This is a genomic window from Bradyrhizobium sp. BRP56 (assembly GCF_020194035.1).
Classification (GTDB): Bacteria; Pseudomonadota; Alphaproteobacteria; order Rhizobiales; family Xanthobacteraceae; genus Bradyrhizobium; species Bradyrhizobium australafricanum.
Window position 1 is genome coordinate 1 of record NZ_JADYVV010000035.1, and the last position, 21,867, is coordinate 21,867.

Sequence of the window (21,867 nt, forward strand, 5' to 3'; positions counted from 1 at the left end):
TGTTCACCCGTCGAGCACTCGCCACCATCGACCAGCCTCCGCCCATCAATCCCAGCCACCGCAAATGCAGAACATCCCCAAACCAGATGGAGTTCTGCTATGGATGACGTTCCCCGGACAGCCCTGCCCTGAAAGGGGGAAGGTCGGGATGGGGGTCAGCCGCAGGCGATGTTGCAAGCGGAGAGAGCAGATCCCCACCCGCTTTGCTCTGTGAGCAAAGCGACCTCCCCTTTTCAAGGGGAGGTGGAAAGCTACTTCCCTTTCGCCATGATCGTCGCCGCCGCGATCAGCTCCAGGCCAATGCAGCCGTAGAACGGCAGCGTGTAGCTGCCCGAGAGATCGCGCAGCAGCCCGACCACGCCGGGGCCGAAAGCGTAGGTGATCTGGTTGATCGCGGTGATCAGGCTGACCAGCACACCGAACGCACGCGGATCGAACTCGCGCTGCACGATCAGCGCCGGCAGCGTGATCAGATTGCCGACCGAGAAGCCGAACAGCGCGCAGGCGGCGATCTGCGCCGCGTCATTGTGCACATTGATGATGACGGCGAGCGCGACCGCCTGGCTGACAAAGGACAGCGCCGATGCCAGCCGCTGGTTGAGCCGGTCGATCACGAAGGAGAACGAGACCCGCCCGACCACGGCCATCGCGGTCAGGAGCGCCATCGCCACCGTGGCGCGCTCGCGGCCGATCACCTGATCGAGATAGGCGATCAGATGCACGATGAAGCCGACCTGGGCGAACAGCACCAGCGCGAAGGCAATCGAGACCGAGAGGAAGCGGATGTCGCGCAGCGCCCGCGCGCGCACCTGGGTCGCCGACGGCGCGTCGGCAGCGGCGGCCGTGACCGCGTGCAGATGCACCGGCGGTTGCCCGACGAAGATCAGGATGACAGGCACCATCACCACGATCAGCAGCCCCGCGGCCGCGATCATCGCGCCGGAGAAGCCGAAAGCGCCGATCCCCGCCACCAGCAGCGGAACGCCGACGATGCCGCCGAAGCTCGCGCCGTTCAGCGCCAGGCTGATCGCCATGCCGCGCTTCTTGTCGAACCACAGGCCGAGCGTGTTGGTGATGATGCCGAGGCTGGTGCCGGCCCAGCCGAACGCCAACAGCGCATCGGCAAGATAGAGCTGCCAGGGTTCGCGCACCTCGCCGATCGCAACCGCCGCGATCGCCATCGCGAAGGTTCCGGCGATCAGGCAGCCGCGCGCGCCGAACGCCTTGATCGCCTCGCTGACGAAGGCGACCAGCGCGGCGCCGAACAAATAGAAGAAGGTCGTGCCCGACGAGATCAGCGATGCCGGCCAGCCGTGCAGCCGCTGCAGCTCGGCGACATAGACGCTCTGGCCGTAGAAGCCCAGTCCCCAGCCGAAGGTCGCAAGCAGGAAGCAGACGACGACGATGCGCCAGCCTTCGTAGCCAAGCGAGGATTCGTCTGATAGCGTGGGTGAGGATGCGTCCATTTCTTGCTCTTGCTTCCGACATCGTCATGACCGGTTTTATCCGTTCTCACGATGTAAGGAGCCGTGCAAGCCGGTCACTTCGAAACGGATCGAAGTGTCAGCAACTGGCAGCAGGAATTAGATGTTGGGATCCGGGATTTCTTCCACCGCGCGCAATTTCGTACGTCGCTTGGCGAATGAAGCGAACGAGAGCACGGCAAGACCGAGCAGCACAGGCGGGAACACTACCCAGTTGACGGCATTCCAGCCGTAATGCGCGAGCAGCTGGCCCGACGAGAACGAGCCGATCGCCATCATGCCGAACACGAGGAAATCGTTGAACGCCTGCACCTTGTTGCGTTCCTGCGGCCGGTGCGTTTCCAGCACCAGCGCGGAAGCGCCAACAAAGGCGAAATTCCAGCCGATCCCGAGCACGAACAGCGTCGCCCAGAAGTGCGGCGCAGTGACGCCTGACAGTCCGATCATCGCGGCGACCGCCTCGAGCGCCAGCCCGAGCGCGACGATCACGGGCGCGCCGAACCGCGCGATCAAGGAGCCCGTGAAGAAGCTCGGGCCGTACATCGCAACGATGTGCCACTGAATGCCGAAATTGGAATCACTGACCGACAGCCCGCACATCTTCATGGCGAGCGGCGCCGAGGTCATCACCAGATTCATCATCGGATAGGCGATCACGCCGCACAGCGCCGCGGCAATGAAGCGCGGCTGCCTGGCGATCTCGAGCAGCGGGCGGCCGCCATGCAGGTCCGCCGCCGCAGGTTTCGGCGCGTCGACGCCCGAGAGCACCGCCATCGCCACCAGCGCGACCAGCGCCTGCATCACGAAGGAGAACGCGAACAGATAGGGCGGCCAGATGTCCATGGTCCATTGCACGAGCTGCGGCCCGAGCACGCCGGCGAACACGCCGCCGGCCATCACCCAGGACACCGCCTTGGGCCGGAACGCGACACTGGCGCCATCGGCGGCGGCAAATCGGTAGGACTGCGCGACGGCGCCGTAGAGCCCGCCGACGAAGGTCGCGCCGCAGAACAGCCAGAACGATGAATGCAGGATCGCCCAGGCGCCGAGCGCGCCGGTCAGCGTGCCGCAGAAGGTGCCGATGATGAAGGCGACGCGTCGTCCGTAGGCGCGCGAGATCGCACCGGTCGGCAGCGTGCCGGCGGCAAGCCCGAGCACATACATCGAGAGCGGCACCGTCGCGAGCGAGACGTCGGGCGCCAGCGTCGCGCCGACGATCGAGCCGGTGGCGAAGATCACCGCCGAATTGGCGCCGGTCAGCGCCTGCGCCGCCGCAAGCCGCCACACATTGCTGCGCGCCCGCGCGTCGTCGCTCGCCTCATCCGCAGCTGTCACGTCAATCATCGGTGGTCCCGCCCCGAAGCCCCGGCGGGAGCCCCCAATCGGGCGCACTATGGAGAGCGGGTCGAGGCCGATCAACCGGCGCAAACGGACGTACGCCATGCAGGAGGCGCACGGGGGGATCGCTTGCTCTCACAGAGTGACGTCACAGCAGCCCGGCACTTCTATCAGTACCGTCATCCTGAGGAGCGCGTAGCGCGTCTCGAAGGATGCACGGCCAACAGCCGGACCGTCGCCCCTTCGAGACGGCCGCTCTGCGGCCTCCTCAGGGTGACGGTGAGAGAGCTGTCGCTCGATGATCGATCGCCTACCGCGCCGGCTTCTTGCCAGGCCGCTTCTCGGCGCGCAGCGCGCCGGTCTTGTGCACCTTGGAGCGTGGCCCGACGAGGTGCGGCTTGTGAACGTGCCATTCAAGCGCAAGCGTCGCGGCGAAACCGAAAAAGCTGGAGCGGCTCATGCCGAGTCCGGCGGCATGCTTGTCGATCCGTGTGATCAGGCTCTTCGGCAAATAGACGTTGACGCGCTCGGACGGGTCGGGCGGATCGACGCCGACCATGAAGAATGCTGCAACGTCCGAGCCCTTCGGCGGCACGATGCGCTCGATCGGGGTCGGCTCCGGCAATGGCTTGCCCTGCTCGACCCAGCCGTCGACGGTTTGCGCCAGCGTTTGCTCGGCGCGCTCGATCGCGTCTTCCTGCGATCGTCCCGCGGCGACGCAGCCGGGAAAATCCGGAAACCACGCCCCGAACGCGCCGCGCGGACCGCGCTCCAGCACGGCCGGATAAAGCCGTCTCTTCATTCTGGCCTCCGTCGCCGCAGTATGCTATTTCACACACCTCGGTGTGTCAAATCACACAACACGCGACATCGTGGGAGCGCGCGGCAATGGACCCGCAAGCCGAACTCCGCATCGTCCGCGCGGCCTATGCCAAGCAGATCCTGGCCGACGCCAACACCATCAATCCGCGGCTGACGGAGGCCTTCGCCGCCATTCCCCGCGAGGACTTCGTCGGCCCGGGACCATGGATGATGCTGCGCTGGTGGAGCCGCGACTATGCGCCGACGCCCGATGCCGACCCGGTCTATCTCTCTACACCAACGATCTCGTCGCCTTGCGCCCCAAGCGGCGTCTCAACAACGGCCAGCCCTCGCTGCATGCCTATCTCATGCACCAGGCCGCACCTACCGCCGGCGAGCACGTGGTGCATATCGGTACGGGCACGGGGTACTACACCGCGATCCTCGCGCATCTGGTCGGACCGTCCGGCCGCGTGACCGGCATTGAATACGATCCGGACCTTGCGGCAGACGCTCGCGCCAATCTCGCCGCTTACGCAAATGTCGAGATCATCCAGGGCGACGGCACACAGGTCGCGTTCGAGTCCGCCGACGTGATCTATGTCAACGCCGGCTGCACCCGGCCTGCCACGCGATGGCTCGATGGGCTCGCCGCCGGCGGCCGCCTGATCCTGCCGCTGACTTCGGATGAGGGATTCAAGGGCGGCGCGCCGGAGCAGGTGGCGCGATCCGGCGCCGTGTTCCGGATCCGGCGCGAGGAGGCAGTCATTCCGCCGGGACGAGACGTCCGAAAAAACGCTCGCCGAAGCCTTCGCCCGCGGCGGCTGGCAGAAGGTGACGCGGCTCTATCGCGACGCCGGGATCCCCGATGAACGTTGCTGGCTGCGTGGGCCAGGCTGGTGCCTGGCTTACGATTGAGTGCGGCTACTCGCGGGCAAAGACCAAAATCATGTTGTTGGCCGGCATCTCGAAGCTGCCGGCGAGCTTGAGCCCGACGCGCTCCGCAAGCGTCTCGAGATCGGCGATATCGCGCACCCCCCACTCGGCGTCGCGCTCGCGCAGCGACGTGTCGAACACGGCATTGCTGAGCGCGGTATGCTTGCCGCCGCGCTTGAACGGGCCGTAGAGCAACAGCCGGCCGTCGGCGCGCAGGTGCCGCGCGGCGCCGGCGAACAGGCCCTCGGCCACGCGCCACGGCGCGATGTGGATCACATTGGCGCAGAAGATCGCGAGCAGTTTGTCCGGACCTTTGCCGTCCGGCGGCGCCGGCGACCAGGCCGGGTCGGACAGATCGATCGGCTGCGGCGGCCGGATGTTGGGAAGGGCGGCATGCGCGCGCCAGGCCTCGATGCTGCGCAGGTGCGCCGCATGGAGGTCGCTCGGCCACCAGGTGATGTCGGGCGTCTGACCGGCGAAATAGACGACATGCTGGCCGGTGCCGCTGCCGGCTTCCAGCACGTCGCCGGATTGGCCGGCGAGGTGACCTTTCAGAACTGCCCAGATCGGCTGATGGTTGCGATGGAACGCCGGCGCATCGAGCCGCCCGTCCGCCTCGACCAGCCGGCCGTCCTTGCCGAACTCCGCCACGAATTCCGCCACCGCGCTTCTCCCTACGCCTCAGCCGCATCTCAACCGCACAAACGTGACAGGCGGAAGGCGCAGGACATGCGCTCCAGTGCCGGACTGCCCCTGTGGCATTAACCCCGTCGCAACGCGCCTATTCTCCGTGTTGCCAGCCGATGGCCTTTGTGCTTTCCACTCTTTATATTGCGATGGGATCATCGAGATTGAAGCCCGGGAAACGTCCTTGATCGCCACTTTCTCCAAGCCAGCCTTCGTCCTGGCGCTGCTGGCAGGCACCGCCATGGCCGCGCAGGCCCAGTCCGCCGCCGAGGGACAGAAGCTCGCCTTCGACCGCGGCAAGGGCAATTGCCTGACCTGCCACGTCATCAAGGGCGGCGACCTGCCCGGCACGATCGGCCCCGAGCTGAGCGGCCTGAAGGCCAAATACGGCCGTGACGAGCTGATCGCGATCGTGACCGACGAAACCAAGCGCAATCCGCAGACGGTGATGCCGCCGTTCGGCCGAAACCGGATTTTGAGCGAGAAGGAAATCGACGCGGTGGTGGACTTCCTGCAGACGCTGTGACGCCGCGACCGTCGCTTGAGGAGATTTTTTTCGATGAACATCACGACCACCGAATTTTTCAAAGCGCGCCGCATGGTGCTGAAGGGCGCCGGCATCGCCGCGCTGATCGGCCTCGGGGGCATTCCGTTCGACGTGCCGCAGGCGCTCGCCGCCGCCAACGACAAATATCCCGAAGACGCATTCAAGCAGAAGAACGAGGCCGACGCGATCAAGGCGCTCTATGGCAAGACCGCCGAGCCGTCGGACAAGATCAAGATGGATGCGCCGGAGATCGCCGAGAACGGCGCGGTGGTGCCGATCTCCGCCACCACGACGCTGGCCGACGTCACCTCGATCTCGTTTCTGGTGAGCGAGAATCCGATCTCGCTGGTCGCCTCATACAGGATTCCGGCCGGCACGCTGCCGACCGTCTCCAACCGCATCAAGATGGCGAAGACCAGCAACGTCACCGCGATCGTCGAGGCCGGCGGCAAGCTCTACAGCGCCAAAAAGGAAATCAAGGTCACCGTCGGCGGCTGCGGCGGCTGAGTTCAATCAAGGGATAATCAGATGGCATCGAGCATTCGCGTGCGCGCCACGTCAAACGGCGACACCACCGAGGTGCAGGCGCTGATCCAGCATCCGATGGATTCCGGCTTCGTCAAGGACGCCAAGGGCGAGATCATTCCGCCGCATTTCATCCAGCAGCTCACCTTCGAATATGACGGCAAGCCGGTGTTCGTCGCCGACTGGGGCGGCGGCGTCTCCAAGGACCCCTATGTCAAGTTCGCCTTCAAGGGCGGCAAGAAGGGCGACGATCTGAAGGTCAGCTGGGTCGACAACAAGGGCGCGACCGACACCGCCACGGCGAAGATTCAATGACGCGGCGCCTCGCAATCCGCGCAACACTCGCCACGTTCGCGCTCGGCGTGCTGGCGTTCGCGCCGGCCGCGCGCGCAGCCGACACCGTCGATCCCGCCGCCGACAAGGCCGCGTTCCAGAAATTCTTCACCAGCAAATTCCCCAAGCTGAAGCTCGAGGATTTCGTCAACGGTCCCTATTCGATGAATGAGGATCTGCACAGGCAGTGGGAGGAGAAGGAGCAGTTTCCGCCCTACGAGTTCTCGCTCGAAGCCGGCAAGGAGATGTTCGCAACGCCGTTCAAGAACGGCAAGACCTACGCCGACTGCTTCCCGAACAAGGGCATCGGCATCCGCCAGAACTATCCCTATTTCGACGAGAAGGAAGGCAAGGTCGTCACGCTCGAGCTCGCGCTCAACCGCTGCCGCGAAGCCAATGGCGAGGCGCCGTTCTCCTATGTGAAGGACGACATGGCGGCGCTCACCGCCTACATGGCCTTCACCTCGCGCGGCAAGCCGATGGACATCAAGATCCCGAACGATCCGCGCGCGCTCGAGGCCTATCAGAAGGGCAAGGAGTATTTCTACACCCGCCGCGGCCAGCTCAATTTCTCCTGCGCCACCTGCCACATCCAGAGCCCGGGCGAACGGATCCGCGCCGAGGTGCTGGCGCCGGCGCTCGGCATCCTGAACGCGATGCCGATCTACCGCTCGGAATGGAGCGGCATGGGCACGACCAGCCGCCGCTTCACCACCTGCAACAGCCAGATCCGCGGCGTGCCGCTCAATCCGCAGGACGACGAATACCGCAACCTCGAATACTATTTGTCCTATGTCAGCAACGGGCTGCCGATTTCGGGTCCGGGAGCACGGCCATGAGCGCGGCCATCAAAGCTGTCCTCGCAGCATCAGCCCTGCTGATCGCAACTACGAGCGGCACCCTCGCCGCCTCCGAAGCCGACTACAAGGCCGCCTACGCCGCCGCCGAAGCCGCCAACAAGGAAGCAGGCAGCCTGCGCAACCAGTGGACCACCACCGCCTCGACACTATCTGCCGCAAAAAAGGCCGGTGAGGCTGGTGATTTCGATACCGCAGTCGCCAAGGCCAAGGAAGCCGAGGCACTGGCAAAGGCCTCGATCTTCCAGGCCACCAGCGAAAAGGAACGCTGGAAGGACATGGAAGTTCGTTAAAAGCGCGCAGGCCAGGGGCCGCGCGGAGAGAATGATGATCATCCGCCGCCGGGAATTCCTGAAAGCTGCGGCCGCCGCAACGCTGACGGCCGGCCTGCCGCGCCTTGCGCGCAGCGCCGATACCGCCAGCGTCTACGACCTCGAGCGGTTCGGCAACGCCCGCATCCTGCACATGACCGACACGCATGCGCAGCTGAAGCCGGTGTTCTTCCGCGAGCCCGGCGTCAATCTCGGTGTCGGCGCGATGGCCGGCCAGCCGCCGCACCTCGTCGGCAAGGCGTTCCTCGACCGCTTCGGCATCCGGCCCGACAGCGCCGACGCCTACGCCTTCACCTGCGTCGAATTCGAGAAGGCCGCCGGCCGCTTCGGCCGGCTCGGCGGCTTCGCCCACCTGAAGACGCTGGTCGACAAGCTGCGCGCCGATGTCGGCGAAAAGCGTTCGATCCTGCTCGACGGCGGCGACCTCTGGCAGGGCTCGGCGCTCGCCAATGCCATGAACGGCGTGGACATGGTGGAGGCCGCCAATCTGCTCGGCATCGAGGCGATGACCGGGCACTGGGAATTCACCTATGGCGAGCAGGTGCTGCGCGACAACCTCTCCCGCTTCAAGGGCGAGTTCCTGGCGCAGAACGTGTTCCTGACCGAGGAAGCCGCGTTCAACGACGCCAAGGCGTTCGACCCGGCCTCTGGACGGGTGTTCAAGCCGTCCTTCATCAAAGAGATCGGCGGCCATCGCGTCGCGATCATCGGCCAGGCCTTCCCCTACGTGCCGATCGCGCATCCGAAGCGCTTCACGCCGGACTGGAAGTTCGGCATCCGCGACGAGGAGCTGCAGAAGCTCGTCGACGGCCATCGCAACAACGACAAGGTCGAGGCGGTGATCCTGCTGTCGCATAACGGCATGGACGTCGACCTCAAGCTCGCCAGCCGCGTCACCGGCATCGACGTCATTCTCGGCGGCCACACCCACGACGCGATCCCGATCCCGATCACGGTGACCAATGCCGGCGGCGTCACGCTGGTGACCAATGCCGGCTCCAACGGCAAGTTCATCGGCGTGCTCGACCTCGATCTTGCCAAGGGGAAGGTCGCCAACGTCCGCTACCGGCTGCTGCCGGTGTTCGCCGAACTGCTGAAGCCCGATCCTGCGATGCAGACGCTGATCGACAAGATGCGCGATCCGCATGTCGACGAATGGAACAACAAGCTCGCCTCGGCCGACCGGCTGCTCTACCGCCGCGGCAATTTCTCCGGCACCGTCGACCAGTTGATCTGCGATGCGTTGCTGAACGAGCTCAACGCCGAGATCGCGCTGTCGCCGGGCTTCCGCTGGGGCATCACCACGCTCGCCGGCCAGCCGCTGACCATGGAAGACGTGCTGTCGGAAACCGCGATCACCTATCCGGAGACCTACGTCGCCAAGATGACGGGCAGCCAGATCAAGGATGTGCTGGAAGACGTCTGCGACAATCTGTTCAACGTCGATCCCTATTATCAGCAGGGCGGCGACATGGTCCGCGTCGGCGGCCTCGCCTACACCTGCACGCCCGCCGAGACCGTCGGCAAGCGCATTTCCGAGCTGAAGCTTGGCAACGGCAGGCACCTCGAAGCCGGCAAGCACTACAAGGTCGCAGGCTGGGCCTCGGTCAACCAGCAGAGCGGCGCGCCGATCTGGGATGTCGTCGCCAGGCATCTGCGCTCCGGCCGGCCGCCGAACCGCGACGAACCCGGCGTGACGCTGAAAGGCGTCGAGGACAACCCGGGCATCGCGAGGCACGGATGACGCGCCGCGCGCTGATCGCGGCATTCGGCCTTGCTGCGCTCGCGCTGGCGACGCCGCTCGCGCGCGCCCAGGTGGCGCCGTTGCAGGACAAGCCGTTCGCCGAGCACAAGGTCGTGCTGCAGCTCTCCGACAACGATCCGAGGAAGCAGGGCCTCGTCATCAGCGTCGCCAACAATCTGATGAGGCACTACGATCCCGACAAGGTCGCGGTCGAGATCGTCGCCTTCGGCCCGGGCATCGACCTGCTCAAGCCCGACAACCCGAACCGCAAGCTGGTCGAGAGCCTGGTCGCGCAGGGCGCGCGGGTCGACATCTGCCTCAACACCGTCGACACGATCGAGCGCGACAGCGGCAAGCGGCCGGACTACATCGCCGCCGCTACCCCCGTGCAGGTCGGCGTCGCACAGATCTTGCTGCTCACCGAGAACGGATAGACGCTGGTCCGGCCGTAACGGCCCTGTCGTCATTGCGAGCCAACGGGTCGCGCGAAGTCGCGCCCGCAGGAGCAGGGCTGGAGTTACGTGCGGCCGTAACTTCGTCTCTTCCACGACCTCGATGCATATCCCGTCATCCTGAGGCGCGAGCGGAGCGAGCCTCGAAGGATGCACGGCCCAGATGCCTTGTCCCATTCACGGAAAGACCCGGGCCGTCCACCCTTCGAGACGCGCGCAAGAGCGCGCCCCTCAGGGTGACGGGATCCGGCTGGGGTGGGGATGGATTTGCTTTGAACGGACCCTATCTATGGAATAATATCCTCCATGTGACTCGGCCCGGAGAATAGGTAAGCCGTCATGATCTTTCGCCAGCTCTTCGACAGCGTATCCGGAACCTACAGCTATCTGCTCGCGAGCCGCGCCGGCGGCGAGGCACTGATCCTCGATCCGGTGCTGGAGAAGGCCGATCGCTACTGCAAGCTGCTGCAGGAACTCGACCTCAGGCTGGTCAAGGCCGTCGATACGCACCTGCACGCCGATCACGTCACCGGCCTCGGCGAGCTGCGCGACCGCACCCAGTGCATCACCATCATGGGCGAGCAGAGCAAGGCCGACGTGGTGTCGATGCGCGTCTCCGACGGCGACAGGGTGACGATCGAGGGCCTTTGCCTCGAGGCGCTGTACACGCCCGGCCACACCGACGATTCCTATAGTTATTTAATGGGCGACCGCGTCTTCACCGGCGACACGCTGCTGATCCGCGGTACCGGCCGCACCGATTTCCAGAACGGCAGCGCACGGGCACAGTACGATTCGATCTTCAACCGCCTGCTGAAGCTGCCGGAGGAAACCATGGTGTTCCCCGCGCATGACTACAAGGGCGACACCGTCTCCACCATCGGCGAGGAGAAGCGCTACAATCCGCGGCTACAGGTCAAATCGATCGACGACTATGTCGAGCTGATGAACAACCTCAATTTGCCGAACCCGAAGCTGATGGACGTCGTGGTACCCGCCAACATGCATGTCGGCCTGCACCAGGACGAGCTCGCCAAGGAGGGCCTCTCCCTCAGCGCGCGCGACGCCATCGCGAGCCTCGGCCGCCCCGATATCCTGCTGGTGGATTTGCGCGAGAGCGGCGAGCGGGCCAAGCACGGCACGCTCGCGGGCGCGCTGCACGCGCCCTATCCGGGGATTTGCGCCACCCTGCAGCCCGGCGGCATGCTGCGCGAGGTCGCCGCCGCAACCGGCCGCCGCGTCGTGTTCTTCTGCGCCTTCGGCGAGCGCTCGGCGATGGCGGTGGCCGCCGCGAAGAAGGCGGGCCTGGCCAACACCGCGCATATCGATGGCGGCATCGACGCCTGGAAGAAGGCCGGCGGGCCGGTGGTGATGGGATAGTCTCATAACCCTTTAGCCCGCTCGCAAATATCTCACCGTCACCCCCGCGCAACGGCTTCGCCGTTGTCGCTGGAGGTGCGAGCGAAGCGAGCCTCGAAGGGCGACGGCCACACTCCTTCCGCGAACTCCTGGAAGTATCCGGGCCGTGCATCCTTCGAGACGCGGCTTCGCCGCTCCTCAGGATGACGGGTTTGGAAGGTCACTGCGTCACTCGCTGCAACTCTTCCGTCAGGCGATCCAGCGCATCCGCCAGCATCACGCCGCCGCACACGGTGAGCCGCTCCGGCAGCACGATGCGCTTGCTTTGCGGATAGAAGCGCTCCAGCGCGGGATGCAGCAGGAAGGCGCGACCGTCATCCTCGGCGCGGTCGCCGGCTTCCGACACCAGGATGAAATCCGGCCGCAGTTTTACGATCGCCTCCAGCGAAGCAAACCCGCCTGCGCCGACGCCGAGTTCGCCGGCGGCGTTGGAGAGACCGGTTGCCGCCAGCAGCGAGCTGACCAGGCTGCCGTCGCCGGGCACAAAGCCACGCCGCTCCAGCGGCAACACGCGGTAGTGATGCGCGCTCGCCGCCGCCCGCGCCCGGACGGTGGCCGCATCGAGGCGCGCGATCTCGGCCTCCGCGCGATCGGGGTGCTGCACCACATGGCCCATCGCGCGGATCTGGTCCTTCACCTCGTCCAGCGTGCGCGGCACCGTGAATTCGACGAGGTGCAGCCCGTGGGCCTTCAACAGATCACGGGTCGCGCGCTTGTCGAACAGGCTGACCACGACGAGGTCGGGCTTGAGCAGCAGCACGTCCTCGGCCTCGCCGGACAGGCGCGGAAAGTTTCGCGCCTTCTCCGCGGCCCAGGATTGCCAGGCATCGCGCGAGAAGCGGCTGAGGCCGATGATCTGGTCCGGGTCGGCCAGCGACAGCACGAGCTGGTCGCTGCAGACATTCATCGAGACGATGCGCGGTCCGGCGGCGAACGCGGCACCGGCGGAAATAAGCCACAGCACTATGGCGACCACCGCTCCAAGATGAAGCGAAGCGAGATGGCTGCCACGCTGACGCTGAGCCCCCTCTCCCGCTTGCGGGGGAGGGTTGGGGTGGGGGTTTCGCCGCGAGTCATATCGTGGAGAGAGCCCCCACCCGCTGCGCTCTTCGAGCGCAGCGACCTCCCCCGCAAGCGGGAGAGGTGCAGCGAGTTCGTGGCAATACTCCGGCCACATCACACGTCCGCCCATGGCACGATGACGACCTCGCGCTGAAATTCGGCGCGATAGGCGCTGACCCGGAACACGCTGGCGAGGACGCTCTCCGACAATGCCTCGACGGGCGCGCCCTGCGCGGCCAGCCGCCCTTCCGACAGCACCAGCACGTGATCGGCGAAGCGCGCGGCAAGTCCCAGGTCATGCGTCACCACGATCACCAGCACGCCGCTGTCGGCGACATTGCGCAGCTTCTGCATCACGTCGATCTGGTGGCGCGGATCGAGCGAGGCGGTCGGCTCGTCGGCGAGAATCACCGGCGCCTCCACCGCAAGCACCCGGGCCAGCGCGACGCGGCTGCGCTCGCCGCCGGAGAGTTCGGTGACGCGGCGATCGCTGAATTCAGTGACGTCAACCGCCTGCATGGCGCGCAGCACCGCCTCCATATCCGTCTGCGACAGCCGCGCCGGATCGGTCGCGCCGTGCGGATAGCGGCCGAGCGCGACGATGTCGCGCGCCGGCAGCGGCCAGTGCACCATGTGCCCCTGCGGCAGATAGGCGAAACGCTTCGCGCGCTCGCGCAGCGGCAGCGACGCCAGCGGATCGCCGCCGATCCGGATCTCGCCGCCCGACGGAATCAGCCCGGCCAGTGCACGCAGCAGCGTGGTCTTGCCGGCGCCGTTCGGGCCGACCAGCGCGACCAGATGGCCCGATGGCAGCGACAGCGAGATATCGTGCAGCACCTTGCGGCTGCCGAGCGCGGCATTGAGCGCGGCGGCGGAGAGCAGCGTCATGCCACACCTCCGCCGAGCGCGCGGCGTTCGCGCATGATGAGGTAGAGGAAGAACGGCACGCCGATGATCGAGGTCAGCACGCCGACCTTGATGTCCGAGGTCGAGGGGATGATGCGCACCGCGATGTCGGCCGCGAGCAGCAGCGCCGAGCCGGTGAGCGCGCTCGGCACCAAGAGCCGCGCCGGATCGTGACCGATCACGGGACGCATCAGATGCGGCGCGACGAGGCCGATGAAACCGATCGTGCCTGTCACGGCAACCGCGCCGCCGACGCCGAGCGCCACGCCCGTGATCACGAAGAGCCGCAACCGCCCGACGTCGACGCCGAGGCTCTGCGCCGCCTCCTCGCCAAGCGTCAGCGCGCGGAAGGCGCTCGCCTGGCTGAGCAGGATGGCGGCGCCCGCGACGATGAAGGGCAGCGCCAGCGCCACGTGCTGGAAGCTGCGGTCCTCCAGCGAGCCGAGCAGCCAGAACGCGATCTCCAGCACCACGAACGGATTGCTGGAGAGGTTCATCACCAGCGCGGTCGCCGCCCCCGCAAAGCTCGAGATCGCGAGCCCCGCGAGGATCAGGATCAACAGCCCGGCATTGCGGCCGGCGATCGCAAGCAGCGCGAACACCGAGCCGAACGCGGCGATGATCGCCACCACCGGCAGCGCGTAGGAGCGCACATCGGCGAGGCCCAGCGCGATCACCAGCACCGCGCCGAACGCCGCCGATTGCGGCGCGCCGAACAGCGACGGCGAGGCCAGCGGATTGCGCAGCAGCCCTTGCAGCGCCGCACCGGACAGCCCGAGAATGCCGCCGATCGCAAATGCCAGGATGGTGCGCGGCAGGCGGATCTCGCGCACGATCACCTGCGCCACATCGCTGCCGCCGCCGAACAGCGCCTCGATCACCGCGAGCGGCGACAGCCGCACCGGCCCGATGCCGAGCGAGAGCACGCACAGCAGGACCACGAGCGCGAGCAGCGCCGCGGTGGCGCCCCACCGGCGCCGCGCCGCGACCTCGGCCGCCAAGGCAAAATCCTGCACGCTCATCGGATCCATGCTCTTACAGCGATCGTCGTGGCAGACAAGCGACACTCGACAAAAACCGTGGCCGCACGGCCATTGCCCGACTTCCGCCGGATTGACTTTGCTACCCGGCCGAACCCTAGATGAACATGACGGTTCTTTCATGAGATGAAAAGGGAATGCGGTACGGGGAAACTTCCCCAACGCCGCGGCTGCCCCCGCAACTGTATGCGGTGAATCCTTCGTCACAGGCCACTGGGAATCTCGGTCCTGGGAAGGCGACGAAGGGTAACGACCCGCGAGCCAGGAGACCTGCCGTCAGCCGTGGTCACACGCGATGCTGCCGGTCGGGGAGTACAGGCATGAGCTTCACCTGATGCTGTGAGCACGATGGTGAGACTGGTTCGCGGTGACGTGCCACTGACGTTGCCGAGGCCTTGCTTATGTTCTCCTTCCCTTTCCATCGGCGGCGCCGCGCGCTTCTGCTCGCGTCGACGATGATCGCGCCGGCGACGATGCTCGCGCCGGCATTCCTTGTCTCCGCAGCGCGGGCGCAGCAGGCACCCGCTCCCGATCAGCTGCCGGCGATCGAAGTCACCAAGCCGGGCGACCAGAACGTCACGCGCGCCAGGCCGGCCGCTGACGAAGCGCCGGCGCCGCGACGCCCGGCGCCGGGCACCTCGCAAGGCAACAATACAGGCAGCGGAGCCGGATCGGGCACGACAGGGACCGGTGTGGCCACCGGAACGGGCGGCACCGGCGGCCGCCAGTTCGCCGGCATTGTCGGCACCTCCTCGGCCGTGATCACCGCCGACGACATCGCGCATTCGCCGGTGCAGTCGTTGCCCGAGATCCTCGCGCAGGTGCCGGGCGTGCAGCTGCAAACGCCCTATGGCGGACCGAACGGCGCCAAGACGTCGGTCGACCTGCGCGGCTTCGGCGCGTTCGCGACCGACAATACCCTCTTCCTGCTCAACGGCCGCCGCCTCAACGACGTCGACAAGGCCGGCTTCGACCTCACCACGATTCCGCTCGATTCGATCGAGCGCATCGAGATCACGCGCGGCAACAGCGGCGCGGTGCTCTACGGCGACAACGCGGTGGGCGGCGTCGTCAACATCATCACCAAGACCGGCGTCGGCGGCCCGCCGACGACGATGCGGGCCGAGGCCGGAGTTGGCTCGTTCAACACCCGCATGGCCGCGGTCTCTGCGGCGCTCAATTCCGGACCGTGGTCCACCTCGTTCTACGGCAATGGCATCAAGTCCGACGGCTACCGCGTCAACAATGCGCTCGACCAGCGCAACGCCGTCGGCAACATCAACTACACCACGCCTGATCTCACCGCCTTCCTCACCGTCACCGGCAGCGACCAGAAACTCGGCCTGCCCGGAGGACGGCTGGTCGATCCGTCGATCGGCGTCAACGAACTGCTCACAGATCGCCGCGGCGCCGCGACGCCCTTCGACTATGCCAACCAGCAGACCGCCAGCGTCACCGCCGGCTTCACCAGGACGCTGATGAACGGCGTCGACCTCATCGTCGACGGCGGCTGGCGGCAGCGCGAGACGCAGAGCGGCTTCTTCGGCACGGTGCCGACCATCAGCTTCGCCTCGACGTACAACGATGCCGCGCTGCAGACCTGGTCGCTGACGCCGCGGCTCAGCGTCAAGAATGTGATGCTGGGCATGCCGTCGACAATCCTGACCGGCATCGACTATTACGATTCGACATTCCGCGAGGCGCGCGGCGCCTATCAGGGCGTCGACCCGTTCCACATCTACAATATCGAGCAGCAGAGCGTGGCCGGCTATTGGCAACATACGCTGGGCCTGTTGCCAACGACCGACTTCTCCTACGGCGCGCGCGTCCAGAACACCAGCATCTCGGCGCGCGATCGTTACGACCCGAATGCGCCCTTTGCGTTCGATGCGCAGGCGGCGCCGCTCGACAGCAACGAGACGCAATACGCGCTGCATGTCGGCGTCGAGCATCGCCTGACCGACACCTTCTCGGTGTTCGGCCGCGCGGCGCGCGCGTTCCGCACGCCAGATGTTGACGAGCGCGTTGCATCAGGGCCGTCATTCGACCCGCTGACCTTCGCCCCGATCCCGCAGAATTTCCGGCTCAAGACCCAGACATCGCAGGACGTCGAGGGCGGCTTCCGGGTCAAGACCAACCTGTTTCAGGTCCAGACCAGCGTCTATCTGATGGATCTCGAGAACGAGATCCATTTCAACCCGGTGCTGTTCTTCAACACCAACCTCGACCCCACCCGCCGCTACGGCTCCGAGACCAGCGCGGCGCTCAAGGTCAGCGACAGCGTCACCCTGCGCGGCGGCATGGCGATCACCCGCGCCGTCTTCCGCGAAGGCATCTGGACCGGCAACGACGTGCCGCTGGTGTCGCGCTACACCGGCAATCTCGGCGTCACCTGGAATATCTGGCAGAACTATCTGGTGTTCGACGCCACGGTGCGGGCCTGGAGCTCGCGCATCATGGACAACGATCAGGCCAACACCCAGAGCCGGATTCCCGGCAACGCCACCGCCGATATCAAGCTGAGCGGGCAAGTTGACCGCTTCTTCTGGTCACTGAGCGTGAGCAACCTGTTCAACGCGCTCTACTACGACTACGCCATCGCGAGCACGTTCACCGATGGCCGCTTCTCGGCCTATCCGCTGCCCGGCCGAACCTACATGGTAAAGGCCGGCGCGACGTTTTAGAGCTATCCGGTGGGGCGAGGTGTGCCCCCGCCGTACCCTCTCATCACGTTACAAGCGTTCGCAAACTGGAGTAGAATTCCGGCAGCTGATTTGACCCGTGCAGGGGAAACGCATGGCCAAGGCCGGAAAGACGAGCAAGGACGGCGCGAAGACCAAAGACAAGGCCGACGATAAGTCGAAGAAGCCTCCGCCGCCCGCAGCGCTGCAGGACGACGAGTATTACGAGGATGGCGACATCGCTACGCCGAAGCTCGACCGCTACGGCAATGATGACGAGCCGTTGTGAGGCCCGGCGAATATCGATCGACAGATCCTGCGCGCAGTCGCGCGCGGCGGCCTCGTAGCTTGCGAGCTACCGAGCCCGGCTCGTCGTCGCCAAGCAGACATTAGGTCGCAGCGAGGTCGTCGGCCGGACCACCCTTCCGGATTGGTTGCCCACCCCCTGAATGCTAGGCTCGCATGGACGCTGGGTCCTTGCTGGGGGGCGGTGCCATGAGATTTGCGAAGGCAGTGCTCACGGTCTTCTGCATGATCGCGTCGATGTGCGACCCGTCCGATGCGCAACAGGCCCCCAGGAAAGTAGGAATCCTCGTCAACGGCAGCCCGTCGCCGCTCTTCGATTCCATCAAGAAAAATCTTCTGAGCGACTTCGCCGAGCGCGGCTATCTCGAAGGACACGACATCGTCATCGAGCCGCGATTTGCCGAATCGAAGCTCGAGCGCCTTCCGGGTCTCGCCTCGGAGCTGGTCGGTGCGAATGTGGATGTCATCCTCGCACTCGGCGGCCCGGCGTCGGTGGCGTCGCAGAAAGCCACGTCGACGATCCCGGTGATCTTTGCGATCGTGACCGATCCGGTCGCGTTGAAGCTTGTCGCCTCGATGGACAAGCCAGGAGGCAATGTCACGGGCCTCACCAACCTTGATCCGCAGCAGGCCAGCGACCAGTTCAAGCTTCTGAAGGAGGCATTCCCCGGGATCAAGCGCGTTGCGATTCTCAGTGATCAGACGATCCCCGGCGCGGACGAACGCGGGCTCGCCCCGATTGACCGCGCCAACGAGGCCGCAGCCAAGGCGCTGGGGCTGGAGCCGCAAATCGTGAAGGTCAAGGGTGCGGACGATCTGGAGGCCGCGATTGCCGGGATGGCAAAGGAGCGCGCGGAGGCGCTGCTGGTCCTGGAAGTGCCGGTGCCCTGGAGCAATCGAAAACGAGTCGGTGAACTGGCCATGAAGAACCGCTTGCCGGCGATGTTTCCCGGCGGCCAGGCGGACGCGTGCGGGGTGATTACCTATGGCGCCAACGTCGCCGATACGTGGCGCGAGTTTGCGACGTTCGCCGACAAGATTTTCAAGGGCGCGAAGCCGGGCGACCTGCCGGTCGGCGTCGTCACCAAGCGAGAGCTGATATTCAATCTCCAGGCGGCCCGTGCCGTGGGCGTCGAGATTCCACCGGAGCTTTTGAAGCGCGCAGACAAGATCGTGCAGTGAATTCGCACTGAGGGATACTAGCGGAAATCGCCGTTCTCGATCGCCTTGATGCTGCCGCGATCGAGCAGATGCGCGCCAAAGCCGCCGCGCGCCAGCGATGAGGCGATCTGCGGTGATGCCAGCAGCAGCACCGTCGTCATCGCAAGCGGCACGGCGCTGAGCCAGTCGAGCCGCACCGGCGTCAGCTCTTCGCTGCTTCCCCGATAGTGCCCTTCGCCCGCGGCGATGCGGCCGCATTCCCGAATCAGGTCACGTCGCGTGCCATCGCGCGACGCACTGCCGAGCAGCGCCTGCATCGCCAGATGCGTCCGCACCCCGGCGCGGCCCTCGGGCAGCGGCGCCGGAGTCTCGCCGCGCGAGACGCGCAGCAGCAGATCGACCAGATCGACGCCCGACTGAAAGGCGTTCATCGGCTCGACCAGCCGTGGGTTGCAGTCGATCAGCAGCGGCGTCGCGCTGTCGAGCGGCATGATGACGTCGACCGAGAGCGCACCGTGCCAACCAAGATGCGCGCCGATGGTCTCGAGGCCGGCGCGGATCGCCGGCCGGCTCACGCTCTCCTTGATCGCCTCGCCGCCGCCGACACCGGCCGCAATCTGGCGGTAGGCATGGAAGCCGACAAGTGTGCCATGGAAGAACACCGACTGTGCCTTCTCGACCGTGCCGGTGACCAGATCCTGCGCCAGCACCTCGCCGGCAAAATCGCCTGAGGACTCGAGGTCGTAGAGCGCGCGATTGAGATCACCAGCATCGCGCACGAACCAGACACCGCGGCTGGCGGTGCCGACCGACGTCTTGACAACGGATGGAAACCGCACCGCCTCGCGCAGCTCCTCGGCCGAGTTCACGATCCGGGTCGGGGGCTGCGGCAGCCCGAGCCGGTCGAGCAGCCGGCTGAAGCCGGCCTTGCTGTGCACGGCGCGATAGCTGGCGAAATCCGGCAGCGCGAGGCCGGTACGTGATGCCAGCCCCGCCGCGGCGCGGGCGAACAGAAATCCCTGTTCATGGGTCGGCAGCAGCACATCGAAATGCCGCGAGGCCAACAGGCGCTCGACGAAGCGCAGGAAGCCGGCCGGATCCGACCGCAGCGGCGGACAGTGGTGGTATTTGCGGACAAAGCGCGAGTAGCGCGCCAGGCACCAGCGCGAGGGGTCACAAACCTCGACGTGATGGCCGGCTAGGCCCAGGATCGTGATCGCCTCGCGGCCGGAGGTGCTGGAGCCCTCCGACACCAGCACGCGGAGCTGCTTTTTGGGATCGATCATGGCCGATCATCGCCGTGCCGCCGTGCTTTGTCGCCGCATTTAATGCCGCATGTGTCGATCCGGCACGCCCGCGTCGGGGGCAGCCATGCGCCCGCGTTCATGGACAATTAGCGGCCAATCTCTATTTTCGGCGGGCCCTGCCGGGCATTTTGTTTGACGCGTTTTCTCACGCGAACCGGTACCCACTTCGCTTGAAAACGCTATGGAACTGGGGTTTTCGACGACATGGTCGACGTTCTGGCCGCACCGCAGCAAGCGAAAGCCGACAGTGCGCTGCGCACGCTGACGGGGATTTCGGTCGCCCATTGGGTCAGCCATTTCCATATCTTCGTGCTGCCGATGCTGTTCCCGTTCCTGAAGCAGCAGCTCGGCGTCGGCTATGTCGAGCTCGGCCTGGCGCTGACGGTGTTCGCGGTGGTCTCCGGGCTGACCCAGGCGCCGATCGGTTACCTCGCCGACCATATCGGCGCGCGCAAGATCCTGTTGATCGGACTGACCGTCGGCGGTTGCGCGCTGATCGGGCTCGGCCTGCATCTCAGCTATACGTCGCTGATCGTCTGCGCGGTGCTGCTGGGCCTCGCCAACAGCGTCTATCATCCGGCTGACTATGCAATCCTCTCGGCGCATATGGACGAGGCGCGGATGGGCCGCGCCTTCTCGATCCACACCTTCGCCGGATTCCTCGGCGGCGCGGTTGCGCCCGCGATCATGGCGGCGCTCGTGGCCTCGATCGGCGGCCTCGGCGCGCTGATCGTCGCCGGCGCGGTCGGGCCGCTAGTGGCGCTGTTCCTGATCGTGCTCGGCATTCCCGATGCCGGCGCCAACAAGAACAAGTCAAAGGACGATGCGGCACCAAAGGCCAGCGTGATCACGCCGGCGCTGATGGTGCTGACAGCCTTCTTCACGCTGCTCAGCCTGTCGACCTCCGGCATCAACAATTTCGGCGTGGTCGCATTGATGGGCGGCTACGGCGCGTCGTTCTCGACGGCCAATATCGCGCTGACCGCGTTCCTCGGCGCCAGCGCGGCCGGCGTGCTCGCCGGCGGCTATCTCGCCGACTGGACCCATCGCCACAGCCAGGTTGCCGCGGGCTGCTTCGCGGTCAATGCCGCCCTCGTGCTGCTGATTGCGCTGCTCGACCTGCCGCCGGTGGCGCTCACGCTGGCGATGGGGCTTGCCGGATTCCTCGGCGGCGTGATCGCGCCGTCCCGCGACATGATGGTGCGCAACGCGGCGCCGCCCGGCGCCGCCGGCCGCGCCTTCGGCATCGTCTCCACCGGCTTCAACTTCGGCGGCATCGTGAGCCCGCTGCTGTTCGGCTGGATCATGGACCAGCACATGCCGCACTGGGTGTTCGGCGCCTCCGTGGTGTTCATGATACTGACCGTGCTGCTTGCTCTGGTCACCGAGCGCAAGCCGCAGGCCTCGGCGTATCAGGCCGAGACGGCCAGTCCGCGCGCCTGACGCGCGAAACGTCGTGCACGCGGCGCGATCATTCCGACCGTCGCGACAGCACCTGCTTCAGGAGCGGCTCGATCCGCGACAGCTCATCGAGGTGGACCGCCGACAATTCGGCGAGATGATCGGCCGCAAGGCCGGTTAATTTCAGCAGCACCCGCCGCTGGTCGGCGGGATCGAGCACGCGCTCGACCAGCCCGGCCTCGGACAGCCGGTCGACCAGTTCGACCGTGGTGTGGTGACGAAGCCGCAGCCGTTCGGCCAGATCGCCGACCGCAACCGGCCCGCCCCCCGGATACCCCCGGATCGCCAGCAAGGCCTGATGTTGCCGCGGCGTCAGGCCCGCGGCCTTCGCGGCGTCCTGGCTGAACTCCAGAAACCGGCGGATCAGATAGCGAAATTGCGACAGCGTTTCGTAATCGGCCTGGCTGGGAACCCGCTTCTGGTCCTGCCTCGGCGATTTCGACGGTCCTTTCAACGCTGCCATTCGATGTCTCCCGCTTGTAATTATA

22 protein-coding genes and 1 riboswitch are annotated in these 21,867 nt (G+C 66.1%); of the genes, 13 read left to right on the forward strand and 9 right to left on the reverse strand.

The window, feature by feature from the left end:
• Positions 1–251: 251 nt before the first annotated feature.
• From I6F38_RS23695 to I6F38_RS23705, 3 genes are all read right to left on the reverse strand, one after another.
• Positions 252–1,466, reverse strand: coding sequence for an MFS transporter (locus I6F38_RS23695; RefSeq protein WP_225161998.1), 1,215 nt, complete (start codon positions 1,464–1,466; stop codon positions 252–254).
• Positions 1,467–1,583: 117 nt separating this feature from the next.
• A complete protein-coding gene (locus I6F38_RS23700) occupies positions 1,584–2,828 on the reverse strand; it encodes an MFS transporter (protein WP_225161999.1) in 1,245 nt (414 codons plus the stop codon).
• A 304-nt stretch (positions 2,829–3,132) separates the two neighbouring features.
• On the reverse strand, positions 3,133–3,624 hold the full coding sequence (locus I6F38_RS23705) for a type II toxin-antitoxin system HicB family antitoxin (RefSeq protein WP_225162000.1): 492 nt from the start codon (positions 3,622–3,624) through the stop codon (positions 3,133–3,135).
• Between the two features lie 223 nt (positions 3,625–3,847).
• On the opposite strand from I6F38_RS23705, the gene I6F38_RS23710 reads away from it, so the two are divergent.
• Positions 3,848–4,495, forward strand: coding sequence for a methyltransferase domain-containing protein (locus I6F38_RS23710; protein WP_225162001.1), 648 nt, complete (start codon positions 3,848–3,850; stop codon positions 4,493–4,495).
• Positions 4,496–4,547: 52 nt separating this feature from the next.
• Here I6F38_RS23710 and I6F38_RS23715 read toward each other — a convergent pair whose 3' ends face one another.
• On the reverse strand, positions 4,548–5,222 hold the full coding sequence (locus I6F38_RS23715) for a DUF938 domain-containing protein (RefSeq protein WP_225162002.1): 675 nt from the start codon (positions 5,220–5,222) through the stop codon (positions 4,548–4,550).
• A 265-nt stretch (positions 5,223–5,487) separates the two neighbouring features.
• On the opposite strand from I6F38_RS23715, the gene soxX reads away from it, so the two are divergent.
• The 8 genes from soxX to I6F38_RS23755 all read left to right on the forward strand — a co-directional run bounded on the left by soxX (position 5,488) and on the right by I6F38_RS23755 (position 11,416).
• Positions 5,488–5,772 (forward strand): sulfur oxidation c-type cytochrome SoxX, encoded by a 285-nt coding sequence (gene soxX, locus I6F38_RS23720; protein ID WP_225162054.1) that lies wholly within the window; start codon positions 5,488–5,490, stop codon positions 5,770–5,772.
• A gap of 33 nt (positions 5,773–5,805) precedes the next feature.
• Entirely contained in the window at positions 5,806–6,300 is a 495-nt protein-coding gene (gene soxY, locus I6F38_RS23725) for a thiosulfate oxidation carrier protein SoxY (protein ID WP_168859289.1), read from the forward strand.
• A gap of 21 nt (positions 6,301–6,321) precedes the next feature.
• A complete protein-coding gene (soxZ, locus tag I6F38_RS23730; protein ID WP_057021236.1) occupies positions 6,322–6,633 on the forward strand; it encodes a thiosulfate oxidation carrier complex protein SoxZ in 312 nt (103 codons plus the stop codon).
• The gene (gene soxA / locus I6F38_RS23735) at positions 6,630–7,490 is read left to right on the forward strand and encodes a sulfur oxidation c-type cytochrome SoxA (protein ID WP_225162003.1); all 861 of its coding nucleotides are present in this window, start codon (positions 6,630–6,632) and stop codon (positions 7,488–7,490) included. Before soxZ ends, soxA begins: the two co-directional genes overlap by 4 nt.
• Positions 7,487–7,801 (forward strand): hypothetical protein, encoded by a 315-nt coding sequence (locus I6F38_RS23740; RefSeq protein ID WP_225162004.1) that lies wholly within the window; start codon positions 7,487–7,489, stop codon positions 7,799–7,801. The genes soxA and I6F38_RS23740 overlap by 4 nt, the downstream gene beginning before the upstream one ends.
• Before the next feature lie 34 nt (positions 7,802–7,835).
• On the forward strand, positions 7,836–9,584 hold the full coding sequence (gene soxB / locus I6F38_RS23745; RefSeq protein WP_225162055.1) for a thiosulfohydrolase SoxB: 1,749 nt from the start codon (positions 7,836–7,838) through the stop codon (positions 9,582–9,584).
• Positions 9,581–10,018: a hypothetical protein gene (locus I6F38_RS23750; protein WP_225162005.1), complete on the forward strand. Its 438-nt coding sequence runs from the start codon at positions 9,581–9,583 to the stop codon at positions 10,016–10,018. The genes soxB and I6F38_RS23750 overlap by 4 nt, the downstream gene beginning before the upstream one ends.
• Positions 10,019–10,375: 357 nt before the next feature.
• Positions 10,376–11,416 carry an MBL fold metallo-hydrolase gene (locus tag I6F38_RS23755; protein WP_225162006.1) on the forward strand — a complete coding sequence of 347 codons (1,041 nt, stop codon included), beginning with the start codon at positions 10,376–10,378 and terminating at the stop codon, positions 11,414–11,416.
• Between the two features lie 199 nt (positions 11,417–11,615).
• On the opposite strand, the gene I6F38_RS23760 is transcribed toward I6F38_RS23755, so the two are convergent.
• The 3 genes from I6F38_RS23760 to I6F38_RS23770 form a co-directional block, all read right to left on the reverse strand.
• Positions 11,616–12,362 (reverse strand): ABC transporter substrate-binding protein, encoded by a 747-nt coding sequence (locus I6F38_RS23760; protein WP_225162056.1) that lies wholly within the window; start codon positions 12,360–12,362, stop codon positions 11,616–11,618.
• Between the two features lie 269 nt (positions 12,363–12,631).
• Positions 12,632–13,405, reverse strand: coding sequence for an ABC transporter ATP-binding protein (locus I6F38_RS23765; RefSeq protein WP_225162007.1), 774 nt, complete (start codon positions 13,403–13,405; stop codon positions 12,632–12,634).
• The gene (locus I6F38_RS23770) at positions 13,402–14,445 is read right to left on the reverse strand and encodes an iron ABC transporter permease (RefSeq protein ID WP_168858598.1); all 1,044 of its coding nucleotides are present in this window, start codon (positions 14,443–14,445) and stop codon (positions 13,402–13,404) included. Before I6F38_RS23770 ends, I6F38_RS23765 begins: the two co-directional genes overlap by 4 nt.
• Before the next feature lie 112 nt (positions 14,446–14,557).
• Positions 14,558–14,756: riboswitch (cobalamin riboswitch) on the forward strand.
• A 108-nt stretch (positions 14,757–14,864) separates the two neighbouring features.
• Between I6F38_RS23770 and I6F38_RS23775 the strand changes: the two genes are divergently transcribed.
• The 3 genes from I6F38_RS23775 (at position 14,865) to I6F38_RS23785 (ending at position 18,632) form a co-directional block, all read left to right on the forward strand.
• Complete coding sequence (locus I6F38_RS23775) at positions 14,865–17,147, forward strand: TonB-dependent receptor (protein WP_225162008.1); 2,283 nt, start codon at positions 14,865–14,867, stop codon at positions 17,145–17,147.
• A gap of 112 nt (positions 17,148–17,259) precedes the next feature.
• Complete coding sequence (locus I6F38_RS23780; RefSeq protein ID WP_225162009.1) at positions 17,260–17,433, forward strand: hypothetical protein; 174 nt, start codon at positions 17,260–17,262, stop codon at positions 17,431–17,433.
• A gap of 224 nt (positions 17,434–17,657) precedes the next feature.
• Positions 17,658–18,632, forward strand: coding sequence for an ABC transporter substrate-binding protein (locus tag I6F38_RS23785; RefSeq protein ID WP_225162010.1), 975 nt, complete (start codon positions 17,658–17,660; stop codon positions 18,630–18,632).
• A gap of 17 nt (positions 18,633–18,649) precedes the next feature.
• Here I6F38_RS23785 and I6F38_RS23790 read toward each other — a convergent pair whose 3' ends face one another.
• Entirely contained in the window at positions 18,650–19,897 is a 1,248-nt protein-coding gene (locus I6F38_RS23790; protein ID WP_225162011.1) for a hypothetical protein, read from the reverse strand.
• 225 nt (positions 19,898–20,122) lie between these two features.
• Here I6F38_RS23790 and I6F38_RS23795 point away from each other — a divergent pair, with 225 nt between their 5' ends.
• Positions 20,123–21,361 carry an MFS transporter gene (locus I6F38_RS23795; RefSeq protein WP_225162012.1) on the forward strand — a complete coding sequence of 413 codons (1,239 nt, stop codon included), beginning with the start codon at positions 20,123–20,125 and terminating at the stop codon, positions 21,359–21,361.
• A gap of 28 nt (positions 21,362–21,389) precedes the next feature.
• Here I6F38_RS23795 and I6F38_RS23800 read toward each other — a convergent pair whose 3' ends face one another.
• On the reverse strand, positions 21,390–21,842 hold the full coding sequence (locus I6F38_RS23800) for a helix-turn-helix domain-containing protein (RefSeq protein WP_028335315.1): 453 nt from the start codon (positions 21,840–21,842) through the stop codon (positions 21,390–21,392).
• Between the last annotated feature and the right edge of the window lie 25 nt (positions 21,843–21,867).